The sequence below is a fragment of the Pedobacter sp. Bi27 genome (assembly GCF_918698255.1).
Classification (GTDB): Bacteria; Bacteroidota; Bacteroidia; order Sphingobacteriales; family Sphingobacteriaceae; genus Pedobacter.
Genome location: NZ_CAKKMW010000002.1, coordinates 524,150 through 550,992, shown reverse-complemented (window position 1 = coordinate 550,992; position 26,843 = coordinate 524,150). Strand labels below are relative to the sequence as shown.

Annotated in this window: 19 protein-coding genes; 13 read left to right on the top strand and 6 right to left on the bottom strand. The window is 39.5% G+C overall.

Going from position 1 to position 26,843, the window contains the following annotated elements:
* Window positions 1-468 precede the first annotated feature (468 nt).
* The 3 genes from LQ227_RS07740 (at window position 469) to LQ227_RS07730 (ending at window position 7,236) form a co-directional block, all read left to right on the top strand.
* Window positions 469-3,741 carry a TonB-dependent receptor gene (locus LQ227_RS07740; protein WP_230148934.1) on the top strand — a complete coding sequence of 1,091 codons (3,273 nt, stop codon included), beginning with the start codon at window positions 469-471 and terminating at the stop codon, window positions 3,739-3,741.
* Between the two features lie 119 nt (window positions 3,742-3,860).
* Window positions 3,861-5,735: a RagB/SusD family nutrient uptake outer membrane protein gene (locus LQ227_RS07735; RefSeq protein WP_230148932.1), complete on the top strand. Its 1,875-nt coding sequence runs from the start codon at window positions 3,861-3,863 to the stop codon at window positions 5,733-5,735.
* Between the two features lie 178 nt (window positions 5,736-5,913).
* On the top strand, window positions 5,914-7,236 hold the full coding sequence (locus LQ227_RS07730; protein ID WP_230142440.1) for an MFS transporter: 1,323 nt from the start codon (window positions 5,914-5,916) through the stop codon (window positions 7,234-7,236).
* Between the two features lie 559 nt (window positions 7,237-7,795).
* On the opposite strand, the gene LQ227_RS07725 is transcribed toward LQ227_RS07730, so the two are convergent.
* From LQ227_RS07725 to LQ227_RS07705, 5 genes are all read right to left on the bottom strand, one after another.
* Entirely contained in the window at window positions 7,796-8,011 is a 216-nt protein-coding gene (locus LQ227_RS07725) for a PLD nuclease N-terminal domain-containing protein (protein WP_230142438.1), read from the bottom strand.
* A 17-nt stretch (window positions 8,012-8,028) separates the two neighbouring features.
* On the bottom strand, window positions 8,029-9,780 hold the full coding sequence (locus tag LQ227_RS07720) for an ABC transporter ATP-binding protein (RefSeq protein ID WP_215129585.1): 1,752 nt from the start codon (window positions 9,778-9,780) through the stop codon (window positions 8,029-8,031).
* Window positions 9,781-9,882: 102 nt separating this feature from the next.
* Window positions 9,883-13,053, bottom strand: coding sequence for a carboxypeptidase regulatory-like domain-containing protein (locus LQ227_RS07715; RefSeq protein WP_230148931.1), 3,171 nt, complete (start codon window positions 13,051-13,053; stop codon window positions 9,883-9,885).
* Between the two features lie 239 nt (window positions 13,054-13,292).
* Window positions 13,293-14,603 (bottom strand): amidohydrolase family protein, encoded by a 1,311-nt coding sequence (locus tag LQ227_RS07710; protein WP_230142435.1) that lies wholly within the window; start codon window positions 14,601-14,603, stop codon window positions 13,293-13,295.
* Window position 14,604: 1 nt separating this feature from the next.
* A complete protein-coding gene (locus LQ227_RS07705) occupies window positions 14,605-17,625 on the bottom strand; it encodes an amidohydrolase family protein (protein WP_230142432.1) in 3,021 nt (1,006 codons plus the stop codon).
* A 112-nt stretch (window positions 17,626-17,737) separates the two neighbouring features.
* Here LQ227_RS07705 and LQ227_RS07700 point away from each other — a divergent pair, with 112 nt between their 5' ends.
* The 10 genes from LQ227_RS07700 (at window position 17,738) to LQ227_RS07655 (ending at window position 25,958) form a co-directional block, all read left to right on the top strand.
* Window positions 17,738-18,181, top strand: a complete 444-nt coding sequence (locus LQ227_RS07700) for a cytochrome B (RefSeq protein WP_230142430.1) — start codon at window positions 17,738-17,740, stop codon at window positions 18,179-18,181.
* Between the two features lie 360 nt (window positions 18,182-18,541).
* Window positions 18,542-19,939 carry an anthranilate synthase component I family protein gene (locus LQ227_RS07695; protein ID WP_230142427.1) on the top strand — a complete coding sequence of 466 codons (1,398 nt, stop codon included), beginning with the start codon at window positions 18,542-18,544 and terminating at the stop codon, window positions 19,937-19,939.
* A gap of 52 nt (window positions 19,940-19,991) precedes the next feature.
* Complete coding sequence (locus LQ227_RS07690; RefSeq protein WP_230142425.1) at window positions 19,992-20,579, top strand: aminodeoxychorismate/anthranilate synthase component II; 588 nt, start codon at window positions 19,992-19,994, stop codon at window positions 20,577-20,579.
* Window positions 20,580-20,683: 104 nt separating this feature from the next.
* A complete protein-coding gene (gene trpC / locus LQ227_RS07685) occupies window positions 20,684-21,466 on the top strand; it encodes an indole-3-glycerol phosphate synthase TrpC (protein ID WP_230143445.1) in 783 nt (260 codons plus the stop codon).
* A gap of 109 nt (window positions 21,467-21,575) precedes the next feature.
* Entirely contained in the window at window positions 21,576-22,766 is a 1,191-nt protein-coding gene (gene hflX / locus LQ227_RS07680; protein WP_230142423.1) for a GTPase HflX, read from the top strand.
* A gap of 90 nt (window positions 22,767-22,856) precedes the next feature.
* Window positions 22,857-23,234, top strand: coding sequence for a 30S ribosome-binding factor RbfA (gene rbfA, locus LQ227_RS07675; RefSeq protein ID WP_116249286.1), 378 nt, complete (start codon window positions 22,857-22,859; stop codon window positions 23,232-23,234).
* A gap of 5 nt (window positions 23,235-23,239) precedes the next feature.
* On the top strand, window positions 23,240-23,869 hold the full coding sequence (locus LQ227_RS07670) for a hemolysin III family protein (RefSeq protein WP_230142421.1): 630 nt from the start codon (window positions 23,240-23,242) through the stop codon (window positions 23,867-23,869).
* A gap of 7 nt (window positions 23,870-23,876) precedes the next feature.
* The gene (locus tag LQ227_RS07665) at window positions 23,877-24,563 is read left to right on the top strand and encodes a peptidoglycan DD-metalloendopeptidase family protein (protein WP_230148930.1); all 687 of its coding nucleotides are present in this window, start codon (window positions 23,877-23,879) and stop codon (window positions 24,561-24,563) included.
* A gap of 351 nt (window positions 24,564-24,914) precedes the next feature.
* Window positions 24,915-25,568, top strand: coding sequence for an energy transducer TonB (locus tag LQ227_RS07660; protein WP_230142416.1), 654 nt, complete (start codon window positions 24,915-24,917; stop codon window positions 25,566-25,568).
* Complete coding sequence (locus tag LQ227_RS07655) at window positions 25,569-25,958, top strand: hypothetical protein (RefSeq protein WP_230142414.1); 390 nt, start codon at window positions 25,569-25,571, stop codon at window positions 25,956-25,958.
* On the opposite strand, the gene LQ227_RS07650 is transcribed toward LQ227_RS07655, so the two are convergent.
* A complete protein-coding gene (locus LQ227_RS07650) occupies window positions 25,947-26,819 on the bottom strand; it encodes a diacylglycerol kinase family protein (protein WP_230148929.1) in 873 nt (290 codons plus the stop codon). The genes LQ227_RS07655 and LQ227_RS07650 overlap by 12 nt on opposite strands.
* Window positions 26,820-26,843 lie beyond the last annotated feature (24 nt).

Below are 26,843 nucleotides of genomic sequence, written 5' to 3'. Positions count from 1 at the left end.
TGTATTAAGTTTAAACTCTTCTAATTATTATAATTTTCTTCTCTTCCTATTTTGCAATAATATTTAGTGCTGTATTATTAGTGCTACTTTGCGTAGTTTGAAATTATTTTTTTACTAATCAGCCCCTTATAAATATTATTTTACCCCCTTTTTTTTACCTCCTAATATTCCTATCTTGCGTGTAACCAAATGTGAACTGTAGCGTCGGCAAGTCCAAAATTAGGTACATCGTACCTTGTAATTTTTAATCCCAAAAATGAATTTTGAACTAATTAAAGCCGATTTGATATGGTTAACAATGATTTATTGGCGTAATTAGAAGGGAACCTTAATTTTTTTGATGTTAAGTGATGTAAGCGATTATGTCGATAAGTCATGTATAATTGATTTGTGTAATGACAGTTCGATATTACTTATGAGTATTAAATTATAATACAATTATTATCTAACCAAAATAAATTGAAAACTATGAAAAAAAATCTATGGAAGACTTTTGCCAGAAGTAGCATGTTTCTTGTTTGCGGTGGTTGTCTCGTTTTTTCGCCGTTTACCAGCATGTCTGCTAAAGCATCATTGCACGAAAAAGAACCCTTTGATTTTTACAGACCTCCGCTTGAGGATATTATTGTGAAGGGACAGGTTACCGATGCTAAAGGTCCGATTCCTGGAGTAAGTGTTAAATTAAAAGGAGGTGCTGCAACTACCGTAACAGATGCTTCCGGAAAATTTAGCATAAAAGTACCCGAAGATGCTACTTTAGTATTTACCTATGTAGGTTATGTAGATCAAGAGATTCAGGTAAAAAACCAAAGCAATATTAATGTCCGTTTATTAGAAAACAACCAAAACTTATCTGAGGTAGTGGTAGTGGGTTACGGAACCCAAAAGAAAGCAGTTGTATCTGGTGCTGTAGCCTCGGTTAAAGGTACAGAATTAGCCAAATCCTCTTCAGTAAACTTAACCAATTCATTGGCTGGTCGTTTACCTGGCGTTACGGCACTGCAAGGAAGCGGGGAGCCTGGATACGACGGCTCGACGATCCGGATTCGCGGTATAAATTCGCTGGGTAATAATAATGCCTTAATTGTAATCGATGGAATACCTAACCGGGCAGGTGGGATCGAAAGATTAAATCCGAACGATATAGAAAGTGTATCGGTGCTAAAAGATGCATCTGCAGCTATTTATGGCTCGCAGGCTGCAAATGGAGTAATCCTCATCACTACTAAATTAGGAAAATCTGGGAAACCACAATTTTCTTACGATTTTAGTTATGGCCTACAACAGCCTACACGCATACCTAAAATGGCCAATTCTACTCAATATGCTGAGATTTTAAATGAACTGAATATTTTCGGCTCCGATCTTAATCCAAATGAATGGTCGGCAGCATGGAATAGTTTTAAAACAACAGGTACTTATTTGTCTACCGGCGGTAAAACGATTAATGCTGCTTACAAACCAGATGAAATCCGGAAATTTGGCGACGGCTCAGATCCTTTAAGGTATCCCAATACTGATTGGTTTAAAACTGTTTTTCAAAATTGGTCGCCTCAACAAAGACATAATGTTCAGATTAATGGTGGCAGTGAAAATGTGAAATATCTGGTCTCACTCGGCTATCTTGATCAAGATGCATACTATAAGAATTCTGCTACTGGCTATCAGCAATACGATATGCGTTTTAACCTGGAAGCAAAAGTAAGTAAATATATTACCACGACATTGGGCGTAACTGCGAGAGAGGAAAACCGCAATTTTCCGACGGTTAGTGCGGGCGATATATTTAGATTTTTAATGAGAGGACGCCCTAATGAAATAGCCATATGGCCTAACGGTTTGCCAGGTAGGGATATTGAATATGGTTATAATCCAGTGGTTTCTACTACTGATTTGACAGGGTACAATAAAGATATCAGAGATTACTTTCAAACAACAGGTAAAGTTGAAATTAAAATCCCAGGTGTAGAAGGATTAAAAGTAACCGGAACAGCAGCCATAGACAAATATTCTGGAAGGCAAAAAAACTGGCAATTACCATGGACACTTTACGACTGGGACAAGAAGACTTTTCAAGCGGATGGGGTAACTCCGGTATTAACAGGTACTGTACGCTCTCAATATACCGATCCAAGGCTTAGAGAAACAGCTGGTGGTCAATTGGCTGTAAATTTAACGGGTATGATCAATTATGATAAAAAAATCGGTGATCATACCATAGGATTAATGGCTGGTGTTACCCGCGAGAAAATAAAGAATGATGGTTTTACTGCATTCAGAAGATATTTCCTGTCATCGGCAATTGAGCAATTATTGGCGGGTGATGAGAAAGAACAGTCATTAGGTAATAATCCTGGCGACCCGAACAATTTATTCAACCGTGCACGATTAAGTTATTTCGGGCGTGCTGGCTATAATTACAAAGAAAAATACCTGGCCGAATTTCTTTGGCGTGTAGATGGTTCTTATATTTTTCCGACAGCCAAGCGTTTTGGTTTCTTCCCTGGCGTATCAGTAGGATGGCGCTTGTCTGAAGAACCCTTTTTTAAAGACAATGTTAGGTTCGTTGATAATCTAAAATTGAGAGCTTCTTGGGGACAAATGGGTGCTGAGGCCTACTTCGGAGATGCCTTGCAAGAGTACCAGTATCTCAGTTTGATGAACTTTGGTAGTTATGTTTTTAATGATTTGATTACAAAATCATTGACCGAAGGCAAGGTGCCTAATTTAGATTTCGGATGGGAAGTTGCTAACAATACGAACATTGGTTTGGATGCATCCTTTTTGAAAAACAAACTCTCTCTTGAGTTCGATTATTTCTACAATAAACGTACAAATATCCTGATCAGCAGAGGTAGTTCAGTTCCAGAAAGTTCAGGGATTACAGACCGTTTACCGCCTGTTAACTTGGGTAAAGTAAATAACAAAGGTTTCGAATTTAAATTAAGTTATAACGACCACGTAGGTGATTGGAATTATGGCGTGAGTGTAAATGGTGGTTATGCTAAAAATAAAATCATATTTTGGGATGAGACACCGGGTGCCCCAGAGTGGCAACGTTCTACCGATAGGGTAACTAGCTCGTGGTTGGTATACGATTATGATGGTGTTTTTAAAGATCAGGCAGAAGTTAGTGCCAATACGCTTAATTATAGTGCACTTACCGGCAATCTTCGCCCTGGCGACATGAAATTTAAAGACATTAACGGTGATGGTAAAATCAATGCAGATGATAAAATACGTTTAGACAAAAACGGAACACCAACCTTCACCGGAGGGCTAAACTTGAATTTGCAATATAAAGGATTCGACCTTTCTGTACTTATCCAGGGAGCCACAGGTGGGATGCAAATTGTAGGGATAACTGAATCTGGAGATATCGGCAATTTCTTGGAGTGGTCGTATCAAAATCGTTGGAGTATCGAGAATCCGAGTTCAGTAAACCCACGTTTATCAAACAGGGGCGCTACCTATTATACCGATAGTAATAATGCCTTAAATAATACTTATTGGTTGCGCAGCAACAATTACATCAGGCTAAAAAATGTTGAGTTGGGCTATACGTTGCCAACCACATGGGTTGAAAAAATTGGACTAAATAGTGTACGGGTTTATGCAAATGGCCTCAACCTGGCAACGCTTGATAAAATCAAGATATGGGATCCTGAATCTACCAACACAAGTGGTCAATACTATCCTCAGGCCAGGGTAATCAACATGGGAATTAAGGCCGCTTTTTAAAAATGTATAACAGTTTATCAATTACATTGAAACCATCATACTTTTCAAGATCACGTAGTGAATATTTAAATCATGAAAGCTTCATCGTAGTTGAAAATAAATTTAAAAGGATGAAAAATATGAAAGCAACAAACAAAAATATAAATCTATATATATTGGTTTTTATAACTTTTCTTGCAGCTTCTTGTAAGAAAGATTTTATGGATGTAAACCCGCCCGATAAAATATCTTCGGAACTGGTTTGGAAAGACCCTGCACTTGCGCAGGCTTTTGTAAACGATATCTATAACGGATTGGGAAATGGTGGTTTTTCAGAAGAGATGTTAGCATCAGTTTCTGACGAAGCCTTGTTTACGCACCCTACCCGTGGTATCGATCTGGTTAATAGTGCTACCATCAACCCATCTACATTGGGGTGGGTTAATGATACCTGGGCTTATAAACAAATGTATAACCGCATCCGGGCCTGCAACATTACCATCGAGAAAATTACTAGTGGAGATAATGCACTAACCAGCCAAACGTTAAAAGATCAGCTGGTGGGTGAAGCATATTTTTTACGTGCTTATTTTTATCAGCAGTTATTACGCTTTTATGGAGCAGTACCTATTATAACCAAAACATATGCTTTAACTGATGATTTTAAAATAAAACGCAACACTTACGAAGAATGTGTGAATTTTATTATTAAAGACTGCGATGAAGCCAATAAGCTGTTAACAGGTAAAACACTCGATAAAGGCCGTACTACAGCGCTTGCTGCGCTGGCATTAAAATCTAGAGTGCTGATTTATGCCGCAAGCGACTTGCATGATAGAGCGAAACTTAATGCAAAAATTACAGGAATAGCTGCGCAAAAATTAGATTTCTTAAGCTATGCGAGTGGTAATCAGGCAGACCGTTATAAATTAGCCCAAACTGCTGCCAAAGCCGTTATGGATTTAGGTACTGGTTATAAATTAAATCTTTCAGCTCCTGCTGCGCTAACAGATGGCCGGTTAAATTATAAAAGTATAGCTATGGGTGGAGCAAGCAAGGCACCAAATATAGATGCGTCAGCTGCATCTGAACTTATTTTTGCCCGTTATTTTATCATTCAAAGCAATATCAAACATGCACAGCAAAATGGCCCGAACGGTTACCATAACTGGGCTGGAAATACGCCAATTGGGTTATTGGTTGATGATTATGAAATGATGGATGGGACAAAGTTTAGTTGGAACGATCCAGTACAGAAAGCAAATCCTTATGTAAATAGAGATCCAAGGTTTTACGCTACAGTTTTATATGATGGTGCAGGTTGGAAACCCCGCGATAAAGCATCCGGTAATGTCGATCCTGCCAGTCAAATCCAAACTGGAGTATACGATTTAATGGATAACAATACGAGAATTGACTTTAGAGGTTTAGATACACGTGCAAGTTCTATCGAAAACTGGAACGGTAGCTGGACAGGTTATTACTACCATAAATTTATTGATCCAGATCCAACTATTGTAGATGCCTCGATGTCGCAAAATGTGCCTTGGCCTTTCTTTAGATATACCGAAGTGGTATTTAATTATATCGAGGCGAGTATTGAGCTCGGCGAATTGAGTAATGCTACAAACTGGTTAAATAAAATTCGTTTCAGGGCGGGTATGCCTGCGGTTACAGCAACAGATCAGGCTGGCCTTAGAGAGGCTTACCGCCATGAGCGCCGTATAGAAATGGCCTATGAAGAACAACGTTATCACGATACGCGCAGGTGGTTAATTGCTGGCGAAACACTGGGCAGAAAGGTTACTTATATCAAAGTTACCGGTAAATTTAAACCAGGTAAAACGATGTCTGCCCCTTACCATTACGACCCTACTGTATATGATTATACTTATAGTCCAGTGGTAGAAAATGCACAGGAAAACAGAAGTTGGGACAATAAACTTTATTTCAGGCCATTTAGTCGCGATGAAGTAAACAAAAATAATTTACTGGAACAAAACCCCGGTTACTAAGCTAACCAATCTAGATACCCGATGGATAATATTATTCATCGGGTTTTTTATGCAATAATATCTGGAGCTGGCCGATCGGATATTTTTACTTTTTAATAGAAAAAACAGGTAAGCTTAAGCCTTTGGCCATTCCCTTATTTAATTTTCAAAGCGTAGTTTTGCAAATAAATTTTTTTCTGTGGCAGATTCAGACCTCAATTCGGTTATTACAAAACCAGATCCTTACGCCGCATTGCGCTTTAGGGAGTTCCGCTCTTATTTAGGCATGCGTTTTTTCTTCACCTTTGCCTATCAAATGCAGGCAGTAGTGCTTGGGATTTATATTTATCACGTAACAAAAGATCCATTGGCCTTAGGGTTTGTAGGCCTGTGTGAGGCTATTCCTGCTATAGGGATTGCATTATACGGAGGTTATGTTGCAGATAAGAGCGAAAAAAGGGGCTTATTGCTCAAAGTATTTGGAGGCGTATTTCTTTGTACCCTCATTATGCTGCTGGTAACATTACCGCAGTTTAACCTTGGGCAGTTCGATATTATTTTTACCCTGTTTAATTTTAAGGTGAATCTAATTGCCTTAATTATGTATGTACTCGTATTTGGGATGGGGATATCAAGAGGGTTTTTCGGTCCGGCTACATTCTCTTTAATGGCTCAGATTTTACCAAAAAACCTTTATCCAAATGCGAGCACCTGGAGCAGTTCGAGCTGGCAGATGGCTTCTATTTTAGGGCCGGCAATAGGAGGAATAACTTATGGTTTCTTCGGTATTACCATCACTTATATCGTAATTATTTCTTTTGTATTTATAGCCCTTATCTGTATTTTCTTTTTAAAAGTACACCCTCCGCAGTTTGTGCCCAAAGAAAATATTAAAGAGAGTTTGCTTAAAGGAATAAATTTTGTGTTTAAAACCAAAATGATGGTTTGGGCAATGAGTTTGGATCTGTTTTCGGTGTTTTTTGGTGGTGCGGTAGCCATATTGCCTGTGTTTGCAAATGATATACTAAAAGTTGGACCCGAGGGTTTAGGCTTTATGCGGGCCGCTGTTTCTGCAGGGTCTGTTTTTACCATGCTTGCTATGACGCGTTTTTCGCCGATGAACAAACCATGGCGAAATTTATTGATCGCCGTAACCGGTTTTGGCTTAAGCATCATCTGCTGGAGTTTATCTAAAAATTTCTACTTAACGCTCTTCTTTCTCTTTTTAGAAGGCTCTTTTGATAGCGTAAGTGTAATCATCAGATCAACCATTATGCAATTGTTAACGCCCGACGAAATGCGCGGACGTGTATCAGCAGTAAACAGCATGTTCATTGGGTCGTCGAACGAAATCGGAGCTTTCGAATCAGGCCTTACCGCAAAGTTAATGCGTACTATCCCATCGGTAGTTTTTGGTGGAACGATGACATTGGCAATTGCTGGAATTACATGGTTAAAAACGAAATCTTTAACGAAACTGAGTTTGCAGGATATTAATGAACAAACCAGCAAGGCTGTTTAGTTACTAAAAGAGTTGTCAACTTTAATAGCCAGTTTGCCAGAAAGTTGACATTCTGGAATTTAATAATAAATTAACTATTTATTGTGCCTTTGCGTCTTGGTGGTGAAACAAAAAAATGGTCTGTGAGGGCACGGACCATGGCGATAAGGAAAATATTTTATTGCAAATAATTTGGGCATGCCCCTAATCCCGATGAATCGGGAAAGGGCCGGGCTATCCGTTGCAATCTTTTTTGAAGAAAAATCAAAAAAGGATTTCCACTGCTATCTCTCATGCAAAACCCATAGCGGTAAAAAATGTCAGTTATGGGTTTGCCCAGGCCACCTAAACCCGATGGCACGGATGCCGATAGAGGGGATTTGTTATTTTTTTATCAATAGCTATCGGCAGGAGGAACAGCGGGACGGAACCAAACCGAAGAAAACTGGAATTGCTTTCCAAAAAAATAGACTTATTCTACCAACAGTATTTGTTTTTGAATAAGAAATGGTCTGTGAGGGCACGGACCATAGCGATACTATACTGTGTGATTAGCTAATGAGCCATCGGCCACGAAACATTAAAACTTCTTGTTCTTACCCCAGATTAGATAAATAATGGAACCTAAAAAGGGGGCAAGCAGGATAATGATAAACCAAAGTACTTTTACCGAGAAACTGATGTGGTTGTTTCTCGATATATGGTACAATGCCGCTAATATTAATGCCAGCCAAAGTATGGCTGCTATAATAATGATAATTGCAATCTGGTTGCTTTCTATTTGAGCTAGTAACATAATTAAAAAAATTGTTCCTAAGCTTCAACAACTCTTTCTCCAATTTGTTGGCGCCACATGGCTTGATACAAACCATTTTGTGCAATTAGTTCTTCATGCCGTCCTTGCTCAATAATATGGCCTTTCTCTAAAACATAAATTTTATCAGCATGTTTTATGGTCGATAAACGATGCGCAATCAAAATGGTAATGTGATCAGTTAAATTTGAAACCGAGCGAATGGTTTTGGTAATCTCTTCTTCCGTAATCGAATCCAGCGAAGAAGTGGCCTCATCAAAAACCAAAATATCTGGTTGGCGGAGCAGTGCTCTTGCAATTGATAAACGTTGTTTTTCTCCTCCCGAGACTTTAACACCACCCTCGCCAATTAAAGAATCCAAACCTTTGTCGGCACGGGCCAGTAAAGTTTGACAGGCTGCCTGGTTTAAAACCTTATAACATTCTTCATCTGTAGCATTAGGGTTAACAAACAACAGGTTTTCTCTTATTGTACCCGAGAACAATTGCGTGTCTTGCGTTACGAAACCGATTTTCTCGCGTAAGGCATCAAGATCGATATCGTTACTTGGAATACCATTGTATAAAATCTCACCATCTTTTGCCGGATATAAACCCACCAATAGTTTCACGAGTGTGCTTTTTCCAGAACCTGATGGGCCTACAAATGCAATGGTTTGCCCGTGATGGGTTTTAAATGAAATATTATCTAAAGCATTTCTATTGGCTGTTAGGTGTTTGAAGCCAACGTTGTTAAAGGTTAGATCCTTAATTTTTGCTATAGAAGTTGGATTCTCTGGTTTTTTATCAATTGGTGTACTTAGAATCTTTTTAAAGTTACCTAACGAAACTTCAGCCTCACGCCAGGTTAAAATCACATTGCCCAGTTCTTGTAGCGGTCCGAAAAGGAAGAACGAGTAAAAAAGGAATGAGAAGTACTGTCCGGCAGAAATCGTATTGTCGAAAATAAGGAGCAGTAAAACCAGTACCATTGTACTGCGGACCAGGTTAACGGTTGTGCCCTGAACAAAACTCATACTGCGCACATATTTCACTTTTTTAAGTTCTAAACCCAAAATTTTGTAAGTGGTTTTATTCAGCCGGTCAATTTCCTGATCGGCCAAACCTAAACTCTTAACCAGTTCGATGTTTCTTAACGATTCGGTGGTAGAACCTGCTAAAGCTGTGGTTTCGCCAACGATAGAGCGTTGGATGGTTTTAATTTTGCGACTTAAAAACCAGCTCACGAAACTGATGATCGGAATAGCTGAAAAATAAACCAGGGTAACTTTGTAGCTTACCGAAACCGAATACACGATAACGAAAATCATTCCGATTAAACTTACAAAAAGGATGCTGATAAAGGCGGTGATAAACTTCTCCGAATCCAAACGTACTTTTTGTAAAATACCCAATGTTTCGCCACTGCGTTGATCTTCGAAAACCTGATAAGGCAGTTTTAGAGAATGTTGCAAACCATCAGCATACATTTTTGCGCCAACTTTTTGAACAATCACACTGGTGAAATAATCCTGAAAGTTTTTAGCGATACGCGAAACCATGGCTGCACCAATAGCCAGCCCGATTAAACCCAGCGAACCCCAAAGGTATTGGTTATAGGTTAACGAATCTTTTTTATTGATAAAGCGGTCTAAAATCCGACCGGTGATGTATGGATCTAAAAGTGAAAAACCAATATTTATGCCTGCTAGCAATAACGCTAAGGCCACAATCCATTTGTGGTTTTTCAGGTAGTTAAGTAATAATCCCATTAAGTTTTGTTGTTTGTTAATGCAAACATAAAAAAAGGGAACGGATAAAAATCCATTCCCTTTTTTTATGACTTTAAGCTAAGAAACTTAGCTAAATGTTTGTTAAAAACCGTAACGTAAACCAATTTGAGCCTGCCAAGGGTTTCCGGTTGGTGTTACAATACCAGTATTGTTTACGCGGTAATTGTAATTAGAAGTTGCGGCGTCAAAGCCTGTTACAGCATATAATGCCTGCGTACCTAAAGTTTCCGTTGTACCCCATGTTTTCTTAAACAAATTGGCTACGTTAAACAAATCGCCAGAAATTTCTACCTTCTGGTTTTTACGAGGGCCAAATTTAAACTCATAAGCCAGTCTTAAATCGAATGTGCCATAGAAGCCATTTATACCACCATTGCGCTCAGCAAAGGTACCTTCGTACTTAGTGATATAATCTTTCAAACTCTGGCTTGCAGCGCCATTATCCAATAAGGCTTGTAAAGCAGTTCTAAGTGCAGCTGGTACATTGGTATTTGATCTGTTGAAGATGTAGGCTAAATCATTTGTTGCCACGAAATCGCCATTGGTATTTCCACCAGATAGTAAACTATATCTGGTACCGCCAATGCCCGAATAACGAATCCCAGCTTTAATACCGTAGAATGATGGTAATGTTCCGTAAACTACAACTTTGTTTCTAAATTGACCATTTGAGTAAGTCATTCTGCTTAAATCGCGTGGATCATCAACAACAGGTAAAGATAATGTTGCTGAGTTAGCTACGTTACCATTGTACGATGTGTTATCTTTTGTATCATTCCAGGTAAAACTAGCCGAAATTTCTCCATCTTTAAAGTATCTCCAGGTACCATCTACAACTACTGCAAATTGATTTACCTTGCCCTTGCTGTTCATCTCTAATACTCTACCAAACTGATTAGTTAAACGACCTCTTTTCCAATCTGTAGTTCCATTACCTGTAATGATACTGTTTGCAGGCACATAAACTCCTCTGTCTCCTTCGTTCGATAATCTGAAGAAAGGATCGGCAACCATATTTCTATCTACATACATATAGTTATTACGTGCTAAAGTTGCATAACCGGTAATACCTATACGTATTCTATCATTTATTAATTTGTTATAAGATAAGTTTGCTTTATACACTACTGGTATTTTCGCATCGTCAGCATAAGTATTAATGGTAGGGATTTGTAGTGCCGGTAGCGTTGGTGCTGAAGCAGTTCCGTTTCTGTAGCCAATAAAGTTAGGAGTAGGTACACCTGTACCTGTAACATCAACCGTTGCAAAATGTTTACCATCAAATGTTAAGTTGTTAATGGTTACATAATTGTTCACATCTGATCCAAAAATTCCGGCGCCTAAGCGAACGTAATCAGTATGTTTTTCATTCACATCCCAATTAAACTGGATGCGAGGCTGAATTAAAAACTGCTTTAATTTATGATCTGTTCTTACACCTATGGCATCAAATAATTGCTGATTTAATGGTGAGGTTGGGTACTTGCTATAATCTAAACGTAAACCACCTGTAAAATCTAAACCTTTACCCAATTTAGTTTGCATTTGGCCATATACTGCTGTATTCCATAATTTGCCGACAACAGTTGGATCAGCAACTAAAGGAACTTCTCTGTAATAACTGATTGGTGTTAAATTATCGAAGTTTTGTAAAGCGGTTGGATCGGTTGCTCCTGTGCCTGATCTGTTAAAAGTAAAACGACCATTTACTTCACTACCATACAATGATTTTGCATGGGTGTACATGATATCTACACCAAAAGTATATTTAATTTTATCTGTGTTATAATAGAAATTATCTACCAATTGCAACACGTTATTGGTAAAACCTTCTTGTCCGAAACGGTGACCGCCAATTTGAATAGCTGTTAATAAACTGCCAGTTGGGGTAGTAGATTGTAAATTAGAAACAACCGCTCTTGGTATAGCAAAACCTAATTCATCATTTTGCGTACTAGCCTGGTAGGTGTACAAATGCTGCAATTTTAATTCATTGGTAACTTTGCTGCTGATTGTTGAACGTAAGGTAGCCAATAAGCTATTATCCACGTTTTTATCATTTCCATAACTTTCGTAAAAGTTGATGGCCGTATTGTCAGCTAATCCTAACGGATTTCTGTCGTTGGTATAGTTATCTCTAACGGTTAATAAATTTTTATCATCAATCTGCCAATCTAAACGAAGGAAACCTGCATCGGTGCCTCTCTTTTTTGGGAAAGAACCAAATTGTGGAGTATTAGCTACACCATATTTTGATCTTGCAACAGCTAAAAAATTATTTAGTGTGCTGTTTGTGATGTTGAAACGGGCTACATCCGCATCCGAGTTAATATCGGCAATAATTAATGGGCGAGAATCTCTTTGATGATCCCAGGCTGCAAAATAATGTAATTTATCTTTTATGATCGGGCCACCTAAGCTAAAACCATACTGATAAGTTGAAAAATCATTAGTTCTTCTATTTCCTCTGATGTCATATTTACTTGCAAGGAAATCAGCACGGTTATAAGCAAAAGCACTACCTGTAATTTGATTTGTACCAGATTTAGTTACAGCACTGATTGTACCACCACCTGAACGACCTAAACTTACATCGTACTGATTGGTTACTACTTTAAACTCACGGACACTTTCAATTGAGATAGAATATGGCGCACCACTACGGCTGGTTGTACTACCTGCTGAAGTTGGGTTTTTCGCTGTCATACCATCAATGGTGAAGTTGGTTGACGAGCCTAACTGGCCAGAAATTCCACCGGGACCTGATAGCGGAGATAAGTCTGTTAAACTTGAAAAGTTACGGCCATTTACTGGTAACAAGTTCATCGTCTTCGATGAAATTTCTGTTGAAGCACCAAATTGCTGCACTTTATTTCTTAAAGCTGATCCATTAACTGTGATACCATCAAGTGTTTTCGCATCTTCCTGCATGTTAACCGCTACGATTACAGCATCGCCCTGGTTAAGCATATAACCTGTTCTGTTTTGCTCTGCAAAGCCAATGTATGTTGCTTTAATGGTGTAGGGGCCACCTAAAGGAAGCTCTTTAAATGTGTATTCTCCCTGAGCGTTTGTTGATGTTCTGGTGGTAAAACCAGTAGAGTTGTTTTTGATTTGAACAGAAACACCTGGGATGGGCTTCTTTTGATTATCCGTTACAATTCCGGAGATTGATGCTTGGGTAGTCTGTGCTATAACCGAATTACTGGAATAACATAAAAACAGCATCACTGCAATAAGTAAATTTTTCATCATCATTTGTTTTTTTAACGGTTATGAAGCTTGCCTGAGCCTGTTTTTTTGCTGCTCAGGCAGATTTCATTATGATTTGTTCTGATTTTTTATGATGACAAAGATGTTAATGTGCTGTTAACTGAATCCTGATTTAATATTAATAATAGGTTTAGTGTGTTGGCATTTTGATTGCTGATGTTAAAATAAAAAACGGCCGATAAATCAATATCGGCCGTTTGTGTTAAACTGGTGTTAACTTATTTCTTCTCAACAATATATTTATCACTAAACTTTTTATCCAACTGTTTGTGCAGGTTATCAAGATTAATATCCCTGCCTTGAATAAAAGCCTGCTCCACTTTGTTGGTGCGCATATCCAAAGCGTCGCCAGCTGAAATAAAGAAAGTAGCATCTTTGCCCGTCTCAATACTGCCTGTGCTTTTCTCAACGCCCATCGCTTTTGCAGCGTTTAAGGTAATGGTTGATAAAGCTCTTTCTTTATCCAAGCCCCAGGCCGTAACCGTACCCGCCATAAAAGGCAGGTTGCGTTGTTGCCAGTAACCATCAATACTCAATACTACATTTAAGCCTGCATTGGCCAATATTGCAGCATTTTTGTAAGGCATATTTACATCGTCATCATTATTGTTAGGTAAAGCATGAGGCTGTTTCACCACTAAGGTAATGTTGTTTTCTTTTAAGAAATCGATGATCAGGTAAGCTTCATCTGCCCCTGTAATTACCGGGGTGATGCCAAATTTCTTGGCGAAATTAACGGCTGCAACAATATCTTTCTGACTTTCGGCCGCGATAAACAATTTTTCGTTACCGGCGAATACTTTTTTCATCGCCTCGAAACGGGTATTAATTGCATCTGGTTTGCTCATTTCAGCATAAGCTTTTGCCTCGGCAAAGAAAGAAGTTAACTGCGCAATGGCAGCCTGCGTTCTTTCGGCTAAGCTTTCTGGCGATTGTTGTGGCCTGCCGAAACCACCAAAACCGCCTCTAAAACGTGGCGTAACAGGCCAGGCCATGTGCATGGCATCGTCTGTTTTAAGGGCTGCATCTTCCCAGTTCCAGGCATCAAGCTGAACAACTGACGAACTGCCCGAAACCGTGCCGCCTTGTGGAGTTGGTTGCGCCATTAATACGCCATTGCTACGTAATGTAGCCGGAACTTTCGAGTCGGTATTGTAAGCCACAATAGAACGGATGTGTGAATTAAAATCTCCGATCTCCTGAAAATCCAATGTTGCTTTTACAGCTTCAATTTCGGTTAAACCCAGGTTTGTGGTTGCAGCAATAAAGCCTGGGTAAATGTGTTTACCTGTAGCCACAATGCGCATTACATCATCCTGTGGTACCTGTCCGTTAGCGGTAACCGAGATAATTTTTCCGTTGCCAAAAAGGATGGTTCCGTTTTCGATCACTGTTCCATTGCCAACATGTACGGTTGCACCTGTTATGGCAATGGTTTTGCTTTGTTTTTTAGCTGGCGATATGTTCGCCTGCGCAAAACACATCAGGCTCGAAGCCGAAAAAGCCAGACTGAATAAATATGTTTTCATGTTAGTGTGCATGTTCTTTCTCGGTTAATTCTGCTGAATAGTTTTCTAAGGTTTCGCAATTGTACAGACGTGGTGCATCGCCCAATGGACGTTGTGTACGGCCACCTTTGCTTTTGCTCTCTAACATCTTCTGGATCAAGCGTGCTTTTTCTGTCTGTTGAGCTTTGATTACCTGAGCATCTTTCTCGATATCCCAATAAGCAATACCATCTACAAAAGTTTTCTCTGCCCTGGCATAGATAGAAAGTGGATTGGCGGTCCAGATCACCACATCTGCATCTTTACCTGCTTTTAAACTGCCCACTTTATCGTCGATGTGCAGCATTTTTGCCGGGTTTAAGGTTACAAACTTAAAGGCATCTTCTTCCGGAACGTTACCGTATAATACCGATTTACCAGCTTCCTGGTTTAAGTGACGGGCCATTTCGGCATCATCAGAGTTGAAAGCCGTAGTTACACCAACATTATGCATAATTTTTCCATTGTAAGGGATGGCTTCGGCCACTTCGTTTTTATAGGCCCACCAATCAGAAAAGGTAGAACCTGCAATGCCGTGTGCTTTCATTTTATCGGCTACTTTATAACCTTCTAAAATGTGTGTAAAGGTGTTGATCTTAAAGCCTAAGCTGTCTGCCACATGAATTAACATATTGATCTCGCTCTGCACATAAGAGTGGCAGGTAATGAAACGTTTGTTGTTCAAAATCTCAACAATAGCATCTAATTCTAAATCTTTACGTACGCTGTTACCTTTTACGGATAATGCTTTTTCATATTCTTTTGCACGGGTAAATTCATCCACAAAAGTTTGCTCAACACCCATACGTGTAACCGGGAAACGGGCACCTGTGCCGAAATTGCTTTGTTTCACGTTTTCGCCCAAAGCAAATTTAATGAAGCCATCAGCACCTGCAAATTTCAGTTCCTCTGGCGATTTGCCCCAGCGTAGTTTGATCAATTGCGACTGACCACCGATCGGATTGGCAGACCCATGCAGGATTTGTGAAGTGGTTACACCACCGGCCAGCTGGCGGTAAATGTTTACGTCTTCAGAGTTGAGGATGTCGGCAACGCGTACCTCGGCAGAAACCGATTGTGCACCTTCGTTTATGCCGCCTGCGCCTGCAATGTGCGAGTGCTCATCAATAATACCAGCGGTTACGTGTTTACCGGTAGCATCGATCACTTTTGCGCCGCTTGCCGAAAGGTTTTTGCCAACCGCTTTAATTTTTCCGTTTTCTAAAAGTACGTCGGCATTTTGGAGGATTCCATCTTTTTCATTCGTCCAAACGGTACCGTTTTTAATTAAAACCGTTTCTTGTTTGGGCAGTTCAGTGCTTCCGAAAGCCGAGAAAGGGTAAATTACCGGCCCCATGGCCAAAGTGCTTTTTGGCTCTTCTTTTTTAGGTGTTTCTTTTGCGGCTTCTTTATAAGTTGCTGTAAATTTTCCCGTAGTGCCGTCAGCCAGAGCCGATTCGCCTTTGATGGTAACCGGATTTGCCGAAGTAATGTAACCGCTTAAACGGACATCACCCTTAGGGTTTTTCTTTAAATTGAAATTGATGCTTATCCAATCGCCATTTCTGCTAAAGGTTGCTGTGGTTTTTACACTATCTACACCAATTCTTTCAATAGCTGCTGTCGATCCGCCACCTGTACCCGTAATTTTTAGGGTTAAAGCACCAATACCATCAACGTTTAAATTATAAGTGCCGCGTACATCGCTCACATCCATTTTGTTAACAATGAAACGTTTGCCCTGTACCCAGTTTTCGAAAATAATGTTTCCGTTTTTGAACAGGTTATCAGATGAGATTAAAAAATTGGCTACTTTTCCTTTTTCCAGGGAACCAACTTTATCGCTGATGCCCAAAAGTGAAGCAGGAATTTCGGTAACCGATTGTAGGGCCTGTTTTTCAGTTAAGCCATTTTCTATCGCAGTGCGGATATTTGCCCAAAAATCGCGACTGTTCTCCAGTCCGAATGCCGTTAAAGCAAATTTAATCCCTGCTTTTTCCAAGCTGGCTGGATTGGTTGGTGCCAGTTCCCAGCCTTTCATTTGTGATAAAGTGACGTTTCTGGCCTCTGCCGGATCTTCAACATCATAAGCTTTAGGGAAAGTTACTGGAATAATTAAACTGGCTCCGGTAGCTTTAACCTCGTTTATGCGTTGGTATTCATCACCTGTAGATTTAATGATGTATTTTTTGCCAAATTCTTTTCCGATTTTATCAGCACGCAGGATGTTCTGCCATCCATCAACTTCAAAAATCTGTGGCATGGTCTGTTGCTTGCCAAATTCATCCAAAGAAATGTTAAACTCATCTTTTTGTTTGCCATACCATTGCGCATCATAATAGGTTTGGCGCAATAAAGCAATAGAGCCCATTAATGAGGTTGGGTAATCGTTTGATGATGTTCCTTTGTTAAATGAATAGTTTGCTGCGGTTTGATCTTTTAAAAATACGCTGTTATCTGCGCCTTCGTTTAAAGTTACAGCAGCAGAAACGCCGCGGGCAATACCATCGCGATTAATTACGTTTACACTACCAAAGCCTACCTTACGTAATTCATCTGCTTTTTTGCTGTCGGTAGAAAAGATGCTTTTTACATAAGTTTCCGGCCTGATTGATTCGTTCCAGCCATAAGCACCTTTTTTGGTAGATACGAAAATAGACTGACGCTGACCGCCGAAACCACGCTGTTGTGCAGGTGTTTCGCTAAGGCCATAACTGGTAAAGGCATCAATTAGGGAGGGGTAAACAAATTTTCCTTTAAGGTCTATTACCACATAGCCTTTAGGCACGGCTAAACCGGTGCCAACACCCTGTATGGTTTGTCCTTTGATTAAAAGTGTGGCATTTGTTAGGGTTTGGTTGGCATTAACTACTATGGTTGCATTGGTAAAAGCAAACATTCCAGGTCGGGTATCGAAAGAACCGTTAACAGGAAAGGAGGTTTGCTGGGCAAACAGAAATGTAGTAGAAAATACCAGCCCAATGGCGAGTAAAATTTTCTTCATAATAAGTTTAGTGTTTTTTTTGTTTAAAACTAATATAAATAAGCGTTCAATCTGTTGAATATCCTATTTTTTACAATTAATGTCTATTTTTGACTAAACATATTTGATAAAAATGTACAACATCTTAAAATCTGCGCACTCCGGATGGCGCTACATCGTATTAATTCTATTGGTTATTGCTGTAATCAATGCTTTGGCTGGTTGGTTTGGTAATAAAACTTACACGGAAGGTAACCGTAAGCTGAATGTATTTACGCTGATCAGTGCACACATTCAATTCCTGATGGGTTTGGTGCTTTTTTTCTTAAGTCCATTAACAAAATTGCCGATGAGCGATGCCATAGGCCGTTACTTTAAGGCTGAACATACTTCAATGATGCTTATTGCCATTATTCTGATTACCATTGGTAATGCAAAATCGAAAAAGGTAACAGAAGCTGTTGCAAAACACCGCACCATTGCTGTATTCTTTGGATTGGCATTGATCCTGATTATTGTTGCCATTCTGCTTATGGTTAAAGCTGTGCCAGGAAGATCGTTTTTTGGGGTTTCATAGCCAATTGCAAAGTAGAGGGCTGGGCGTTTGGCGCATAGCGAAAGGCATAAGACTAATTAGAGATTATGTCATGATCCAATCGACTCCTGCCTTCCTGCTAAATTTATTTTCATAATTATTTCCATTTTTGGAAATTCTTTATATTTTTGTTGCTCATGATCAACAATATACATACATGGCTTTGGCAAAGTAATTCGAACGAATTGCGCTGGCTGCGTATGAACAAAATATAGTTTATCAACCTAAACCTTATTAAAGAACCATTAAAGCCCGGCGTAGAACCACACGCCGGGCTTTTTATTGTTAAAAAATACGAAATGCAAACCTTAAGCCCTATAGCTTACACCATTTACCTTTATCATGTATAAAATTAATACGACTTACAAAAAAATGCTTGCCGATACCACAACGCCAGTGAGCATTTATTTACGCTTACGTGATGTGTATCCTAACAGTATCTTGTTAGAAAGTTCTGATTACCACAGCAGAGAAAACTCGATGAGTTTTGTTTGTGCCGATCCGGTAGCGGGAATTATTTTAAAAGGATCGCGATTGGAGACTTATTTCCCTGATGGCGCTGTAGAGATTACCGAAAGTAAAAACCTGATTGAAGAAATTGCCGATTTTAAAGATAAATTCAGCGAAACGGAATTACCCGAAATCAAATTTATTTCGAGCGGTCTGTTTGGCTATTTTACCTGGAATGCAGTACAACATTTTGAAGATATAAAGTTTACTTCTGAAACACCAGAGGGTGAAGAAATTCCGGAAATGCAGTATCACCTGTACCGTTATATCATCGCCATCGATCACTTTAAAAATGAAATTACCCTTTTCAAAAATACTTTCGAAGGAGAAGAAGAGGGCGGGCTTGAAAAAATGGAGTACCTGATCCAGAATAAAAATTACCCTGAATATAAGTTTCAACTTCGTGGTGAGGAAAGTTCGAACCTAACCGATCAGGGATTTATGGATCTGGTAGAGAAACTACAAAAGCATATTTATCGTGGAGATGTTTTTCAGATTGTGCCTTCAAGAGCATTTAAGCAAGCATTTTCTGGTGATGAATTTAATGTGTACCGTTGCCTGCGTTCGATAAACCCATCTCCTTACCTGTTTTATTTTGATTATGGGAATTTTAAGTTGTTCGGTTCTTCACCCGAAGCGCAGATTACCATCAAAAACAATTCGGCCAACATTTTTCCAATCGCAGGAACTTTTAAACGCAGCGGAAATGACATCGAAGATGCTGAACAGGCCCGTAAATTAGAACAAGACCCGAAAGAAAGTGCAGAACATGTAATGCTTGTTGATTTGGCCAGAAACGACCTTAGCAGGCACTGTAATCGTGTGGAGGTAAAATCTTTTAAAGAAGTACAATACTATTCGCACCTGATCCACCTGGTAAGTAAAGTGAGCGGTCATTTGCAGGAAAACGTAAGTGCTTTTAAAGTCGTTGCAGATACCTATCCGGCAGGTACCTTAAGTGGTGCGCCAAAATATAAAGCCATGCAATTGATTGACGAAAACGAAAAGCTGGGCAGGAATTTTTATGCCGGTGCAATTGGTTTTATGGGCTTTAATGAAGATTTTAACCATGCCATCATGATCAGGACGTTTATGAGCAAGAATAACGAACTGCATTACCGTGCAGGCGCAGGTATTGTGGCCGATTCTGTTCCCGAAACTGAAATGCAGGAGGTGAACAATAAAATTGCAGCTTTGCGTAAAGCGGTGCAAATGGCAGAGGGAATATAGTTGGGAGTGAGGAGTTTTTAGCTTGGAGTAAAATCCGTTAACAGGAAATAAAATGGAAAATATAGATAAAAAAACCGTCTTAGTAATTGATAACTATGATAGTTTTACCTACAATCTTGTGCATTTAATTAACGAAGTTGGTTATGAAGCAGAGGTTTGGAGAAATGATAAATTCGATCTGGCTGATGTAGAAAAGTATGATAAAATTTTACTTTCACCTGGGCCGGGCATTCCGGAAGAAGCAGGCTTGTTGTTGGATGTAATTAAAACTTATGCGCCAACGAAGAGTATCTTTGGGGTATGTTTAGGCCAGCAAGCCATCGCCGAAGTTTTTGGCGGTACTTTATTGAACCTGGGCAGACCAATGCACGGAATTGCGACACCGGTAACTGTTGTAGATGGCGATGAGCCTTTGTTCTGGGAATGCCCGCAAACCATAAATGTTGGTCGCTACCATAGTTGGGTAGTGAGTAAAGAGAACTTCCCTTCGTGTTTAAAAATTACAGCAAGAGATCATAAGAATGAGATCATGGCGTTAAGACATGAAACTTTGGATGTACGCGGGGTACAGTTTCACCCAGAAAGTGTGCTAACGGAGTATGGGAAACAGATGATGGAAAACTGGTTAACGACCCCCTAGCCCCCTGAAGGGGGAATGAAAACCCAAATAACTTAAAGTTTAAAATTGATTATAACAGAAATATGAACGATGGAAAGTCAAAGTCCCCTTCAGGGGATTTAGGGGTGAACATATTAGATAAAATCGTATTACGTAAAAAGGAAGAGGTTGCAGCTGCCAAAGCTTTGGTTTCTGTACAGGATTTAGAAAATTCGGTACATTTTAACCGAACGCCTTATTCCTTTAAGGAGTTTCTATTGGCCGAAGACCGTACTGGCATTATTGCTGAGTTTAAGCGCCGCTCACCATCAAAAGGGTTAATCAATGGCATTGCCGATGTTGCAGAGGTAACGCAGGCTTATAATGCTGCAGGCGCATCAGCGCTTTCGGTATTAACGGATGTAGATTTCTTTGGCGGTAAAACCGACGATATTCTGGCAGCACGGGCGGCAAACAATATTCCGATCTTAAGAAAGGATTTTATGATCGATGAGTATCAGATCCTCGAAGCAAAAGCTTGGGGCGCTGATATTATTCTGTTGATTGCCTCAATATTAACACCTCAACAGATTAACGATTTCGGAAAGTTTGCAAAAGATTTAGGTTTAAACGTGTTGTTAGAAGTGCACAACCTGGAAGAGTTGGAACGGAGCATCTGCCCAAATCTGGATGCCATTGGTGTAAACAATAGAAACCTGGGCGATTTTACAGTAGATATTCAGACATCGTTCGATCTGGTAAACAAAATCCCGAACGAATTTTTAAAGATTTCGGAAAGTGCGATCAGTAATCCACAAACGATCAGGGAATTAAAAACCGCGGGTTTTAACGGATTTTTAATTGGCGAGAATTTTATGAAGACTGACAACCCAGGTGTTGCAATAAAAGAATTTATAGGGCAGATATAATCAACAGACTTCCGAAGTCTCAAAGGCCAAAGCACAGGCAAACTTCGGAAGTCTTTGCGACTTAAAAAGATTTACACGTTCGCAAATTTCGTATATTTGCCTCAATTACATGGGAAAACAAAAGACATATGATACTGCCGTAGTGCAGGAACGGGCAATTTTAGTCGGAGTGGTTACGCCAGGCGAAAAAGAAGCCCAAACAAAAGAATATTTAGATGAGTTGGCCTTTTTGGTAGATACAGCCGGGGGGAAGGTAGAGAAAGTTTTTACACAGAAAATGCTTAAACCAGAGCGTGCTACATTTGTGGGTACGGGAAAATTGGAAGAGATAAAAGCTTATGTAAAATCAGAAGAAATTGATGTGGTGGTTTTCGACGATGAATTATCGCCGTCGCAACTGCGTAACATCGATCGTGAACTTGGAGTTAAGGTTTTAGATCGAAGCAATCTGATCCTTGATATTTTTGCCAACAGGGCCCAAACTGCACAGGCAAAAACACAGGTAGAACTGGCACAATTACAATATGTTTTGCCACGCTTAACCGGTATGTGGACTCACTTAGAGCGCCAGAAAGGTGGTATCGGGATGCGTGGTCCGGGTGAAACCCAGATAGAAAGTGATAGACGGATTATTTTAAATAAAATCTCTTTGTTAAAAGAGCGTTTAAGAAACATAGATCGTCAGAACGAAACGCAGCGTAAAAATCGCGGACAGTTAATTCGGGTTGCTTTGGTAGGCTATACGAACGTTGGTAAATCGACCATCATGAATATGCTGTCGAAATCGGAAGTATTTGCGGAAAATAAACTGTTTGCAACTTTAGATACAACAGTTCGTAAAGTTGTGATCGAGAATTTGCCTTTTTTACTTTCTGATACCGTTGGGTTTATCCGCAAGCTGCCTCACCATTTGGTAGAATGTTTTAAATCTACTTTAGATGAAGTACGTGAAGCTGATTTGTTGATCCACGTGGTTGATGTTTCGCATCCTAACTTCGAAGATCAGATTAATACAGTCAATGAAACCTTGAAAGATATTGGCGCGATTGATAAAGACATGATATTAGTTTTTAATAAGATTGATGCCTATGTTTCGCCAGAGCTTGACGATGAAGAAGATGATGGCAAGCTCACTTTGGAAGACTTTAAGAAAAGCTGGATGAGCCACGATAAAGTGCCTGTATTGTTTATATCGGCTACCGAAAAAGAAAACTTAGAAGAGTTTAAAACATTATTGTACGATAAGATTAAAGCTGCGCACGTGGCAAGATACCCGTATGATAGTAATTTGTTATATTAGATTAAATTCCGTCATTGCGGTGCGAAAATAAACCTCGCAGGTTTTTAAAACCTGCGAGGTTTCATCACAATAACGATAGATAAATACATTATGGAAAGTAAACGTCAGCAGAAATTTGCAGGAGTATTACAAGAGGAGTTAGCACAGGTTTTTCAGCGTGAAGGTGCTGCATTTTTGCCTAATACATTGGTAACCATTACCCGTGTTCGGGTTTCGCCGGATTTGGCAGTGGCTAAAGTTTACCTGAGCTTTTTTAATACCAATAACACCACGCTTTCTATCAATACAGTTAACGCACATTCGGGCGAAATCAGGTATAAACTGGGAAGCAGAATCCGCCATCAGGTTAGGGTAGTGCCAGAGCTTACTTTCTTTGTAGATGATACGAATGAGTATGTAGAGCGCATGGATCATCTTTTCGAGAAGATTGCAAAAGAGCCTAGACAAAAAGACGAAGACAGCGAATAATCTTTGTGAGGAAGCTAAGGGAACCCGTTAATTTCTTCACTCATTTTATACCGGCATTAATTGCAATTCCGGCTGGTTATTTATTGCTCCAGAAATGCAATACACCTATTGAATATACTGCTGCCTGGATTTATAGCATTGGCACTTTTATCCTTTTTGGCGTAAGTGCTATGTATCATGGTTATCCGGCTACCGATTATGGTGTACGTTTTTGGCAAAAATTCGATCATTGCTGCATTTATCTAATGATAGCAGGTTCTTACACACCAACTGCTTTGCTGGTTTTTGATGACTGGTTACGTTGGAGTTTGTTCGCAATCGTATGGGTTATCGCTATTATAGGTTGCCTGCTTAAAATCTTTAACCGATTAAAAAGCACGGCTATCTCATTGTCTATCTATATTTTAATGGGCTGCTTAATTGTGCCTTTGCTACAGAAAATGCTAGGTACGTTACCTATTGGCGCTATTGTCTGGTTAATGTTCGGTGGTGTTTTTTACATTGCCGGAACTTATTATTATGCAAAGGATAAACAGCTCTTCAGGTGGATGCACAGTCACGAACTTTGGCACCTGTTTGTAATTGGAGGAGCCTTATCTCACTATATTTATAACTTCGTTTATATTTTTAAGTAGATTATAAATGCAAACTTTTGAGCAGATTATTCAAGCGAATGCTTCATTGATCCATAAGGTGGTTGATTTTGATGTAGAACGGGATCAGCTTTTATCTTTAGATTTTACTGCAGCAAACACTGAGTTAACGGATAAAATTCTGGATAATACCGATTTGTTTTCTGCTTGGGTAAATGGAAAATTAATTGATAATAATGCCCGTTATGGAATTGGCGGTTATGACGAACACCGCACCATATATTCACGAAGTGCTCATTTTAATGCCGGTGAAGGAGCTCGCAGGTTACATTTAGGTGTTGATATCTGGGGCCCAGCGGGGACATCGATCTACAATTTTTATGATGCCACTGTTCAAAGCTTTGCCAATAACAACAAATTTGGCGATTATGGCGCAACCATTATCTTAGCTTACGAAATTGATGGTTTTAAGTTTAATGCGTTATATGGGCATTTAAGCCTAGCTTCGTTAAATGGCCTTAAGGAAGGTAAATTCATTCCTGCCGGGGCCAAAATTGCAGTATTAGGCTCAAAAGAAGAGAATGGTTACTGGCCACCACACCTTCATTTTCAATTGATCGAAAATATGCAAGGATTAAAAGGCGATTACCCTGGGGTTTGTAGGTTTAGTGAGCGAGAAAAATACCTGGCAAACTGCCCTGACCCGAATTTGATTTTAAAGGCTACGTTTTCTTAGTTTTTAACCACCGAGAACACAGAGAAGGCCACAGAGCCCGCAGAGATATTTGTTTGCGATTGTCATTTCCAGAAGTCATTCTTAGAAAAAACATAGAAGTTATGATGACAAATATAGGCGGATTGTCATTTGCTTAACCAAAGGAAATGATGGTCGATTTTTTAAATTCGTCATTGGTGACTTGATTGGAACCACGAAGTGCTAATCGACGATAATCACGATCTTACTATTTAAATGTCAATTAAATCTCTCATTTTCTCTGTGAAAAACTCCATGTTCTCTGTGGTAAAATATCAAGCTCCCATACAAAAAACTTTGCGTTCTCTGCAGTTAAAACCGTAAATTAGTATAATGAAAAACCTGTTGACCCTTTTTTTACTTTTCTGCTGTTCACTGGCCATGGCCCAGGTTCAGTTTAAATCGGGTAAAAGCGGTTTTGTAAACTTCCTGAGAGAGAATACCATTTATCCGCAGTTCTCTAAAGATAATTGTATTCAAGGAACGGTAAATGTGAGCTTTAAGCTTGATGCACAAGGGAAGGTTTATTTTTCGAAAATTAGCAAAGGAATATTATCTGATCTGGATGAAGAGGCCCTGCGCTTGGTGCGTTTAAGCAGCGGTAAATGGCAGGTTCCGGCAGGTTACGATACCACAGTTTCGATTGTTGCGCCGGTTAATTTTAAACTTTCGGGCTATAATTGTGAAGGGAAATCAAGCGAAGCCATTCAGGAAGCTATCCGTACTTATCTAGCTGAAGAAGCCTTAACCAACTCGGTAATTAATTTCTATAAAAACATCGACCAGGCAAAACCCGGACAAGAGGTTCAGATTATTGCCATTAAAAACCAGTTGGGCATTGATGATGAATACTTGGATGACCGGATAAAAATGGCCCTAAAAAAAATAAAACAGGGTGATAAACAAGGTGCCTGTGAAGATTTTTTATTTGTTAAATATATGGGGAGTAAAATGGCTGATGATTATTTAGCAAAGTATTGTAAGTAAATGAAGAACACCACAAGATTTTTTGCCTTACTGGATATCATCAGCATTGCATTATTGGCTAAACAGTTTTGGCAGATTTTAACTCACCTGAACGAAATCCCCGATCAGATCCTTTCGCAGGCCAAGGTTGTTTTATTGTTGCCCTTATTTGTGTCGCTTTTTGTATCGGCAGCGGGTTTAATCTTATTTAAGAAATTCGGTTTTATTACCTACTACATTCAATTCCCTTTTCGTTTGGTGGTATGGATATTTTCCATCGGCTTTATTACTTATTTACCAGAAGCGTTAAACCTCGGCGAACGGTGGTTTGATATTTTGTTCCGCATCTGTTTTATTGCCGAATTCTTCAGATTGTATTTTACCATTAAAATTCACCGTTCATCCTTCTGATACCTCAGGTAAAACCACCGTTATGGCTGCAGGTAGAATTTTTGCTTCAACGGTATTCACCCTGCCAATGTATTCTCCATCAACCTGAAAGTGTGCTTTATGTTTCGAAGAAACCTTAACCTCAGCGGTTTGAAATACTTCTATTTTTTTAGGGTTGAAAGGTAATTTGGTGATCCATATCTTTAGTATTTCAAGATATGAGTAATCTTTTACCAAAACCACTTCGAAAAGATCATCGTCTAATTTTCCGTCTGGGTTTATTTTTAATCCAGAACCGTACATGGTTGCGTTTGCAATAGCCACCATTGCCGCTTTAGAAGTGATTGTTTCACCTCTTAGGTTCAATTGCACGTCCATTCTGCTGTGGTTCCATAAAGCATGCCATGTAGCCTTTGCATAACCCCACATGCCGCGTTGGGGCAGGGAATCAAATTTCTTTACCAGGTAGGCATTAAAACCTAAATCGGATAAATGGATGCAGATTTCGTCGTTGAGTTTAACCACATGGATTTTTTGCAAACGGCCTTCATCCAAAATGGCTAAAGCAAGTTCAATATCAGTCGGGATACCTAATTCTTTCGCCATTCCATTTGCAGAACCAGCAGGGATTATTCCAATAGGCGTTTCGGTATGCAACAGACATTCGGCAACCAGTTTTAGGGTGCCATCGCCACCAACGGCCACCACACGATCTGCCTTCGCAGCTTTAATCCTTTCTTTTATCTTCGCTAAAGAGCAGTCTTCCGGTAATTCGAAAAGATCGATCTCCGTTTTTTTTGCATCGAAATGGGTAGAAATTACTTCCTTTAGATTAATGTCGTGACTGCCCGAGCCTGGATTGATGATGAATAATAATTTCATGTGTTACCTTATGGTTTACATCAC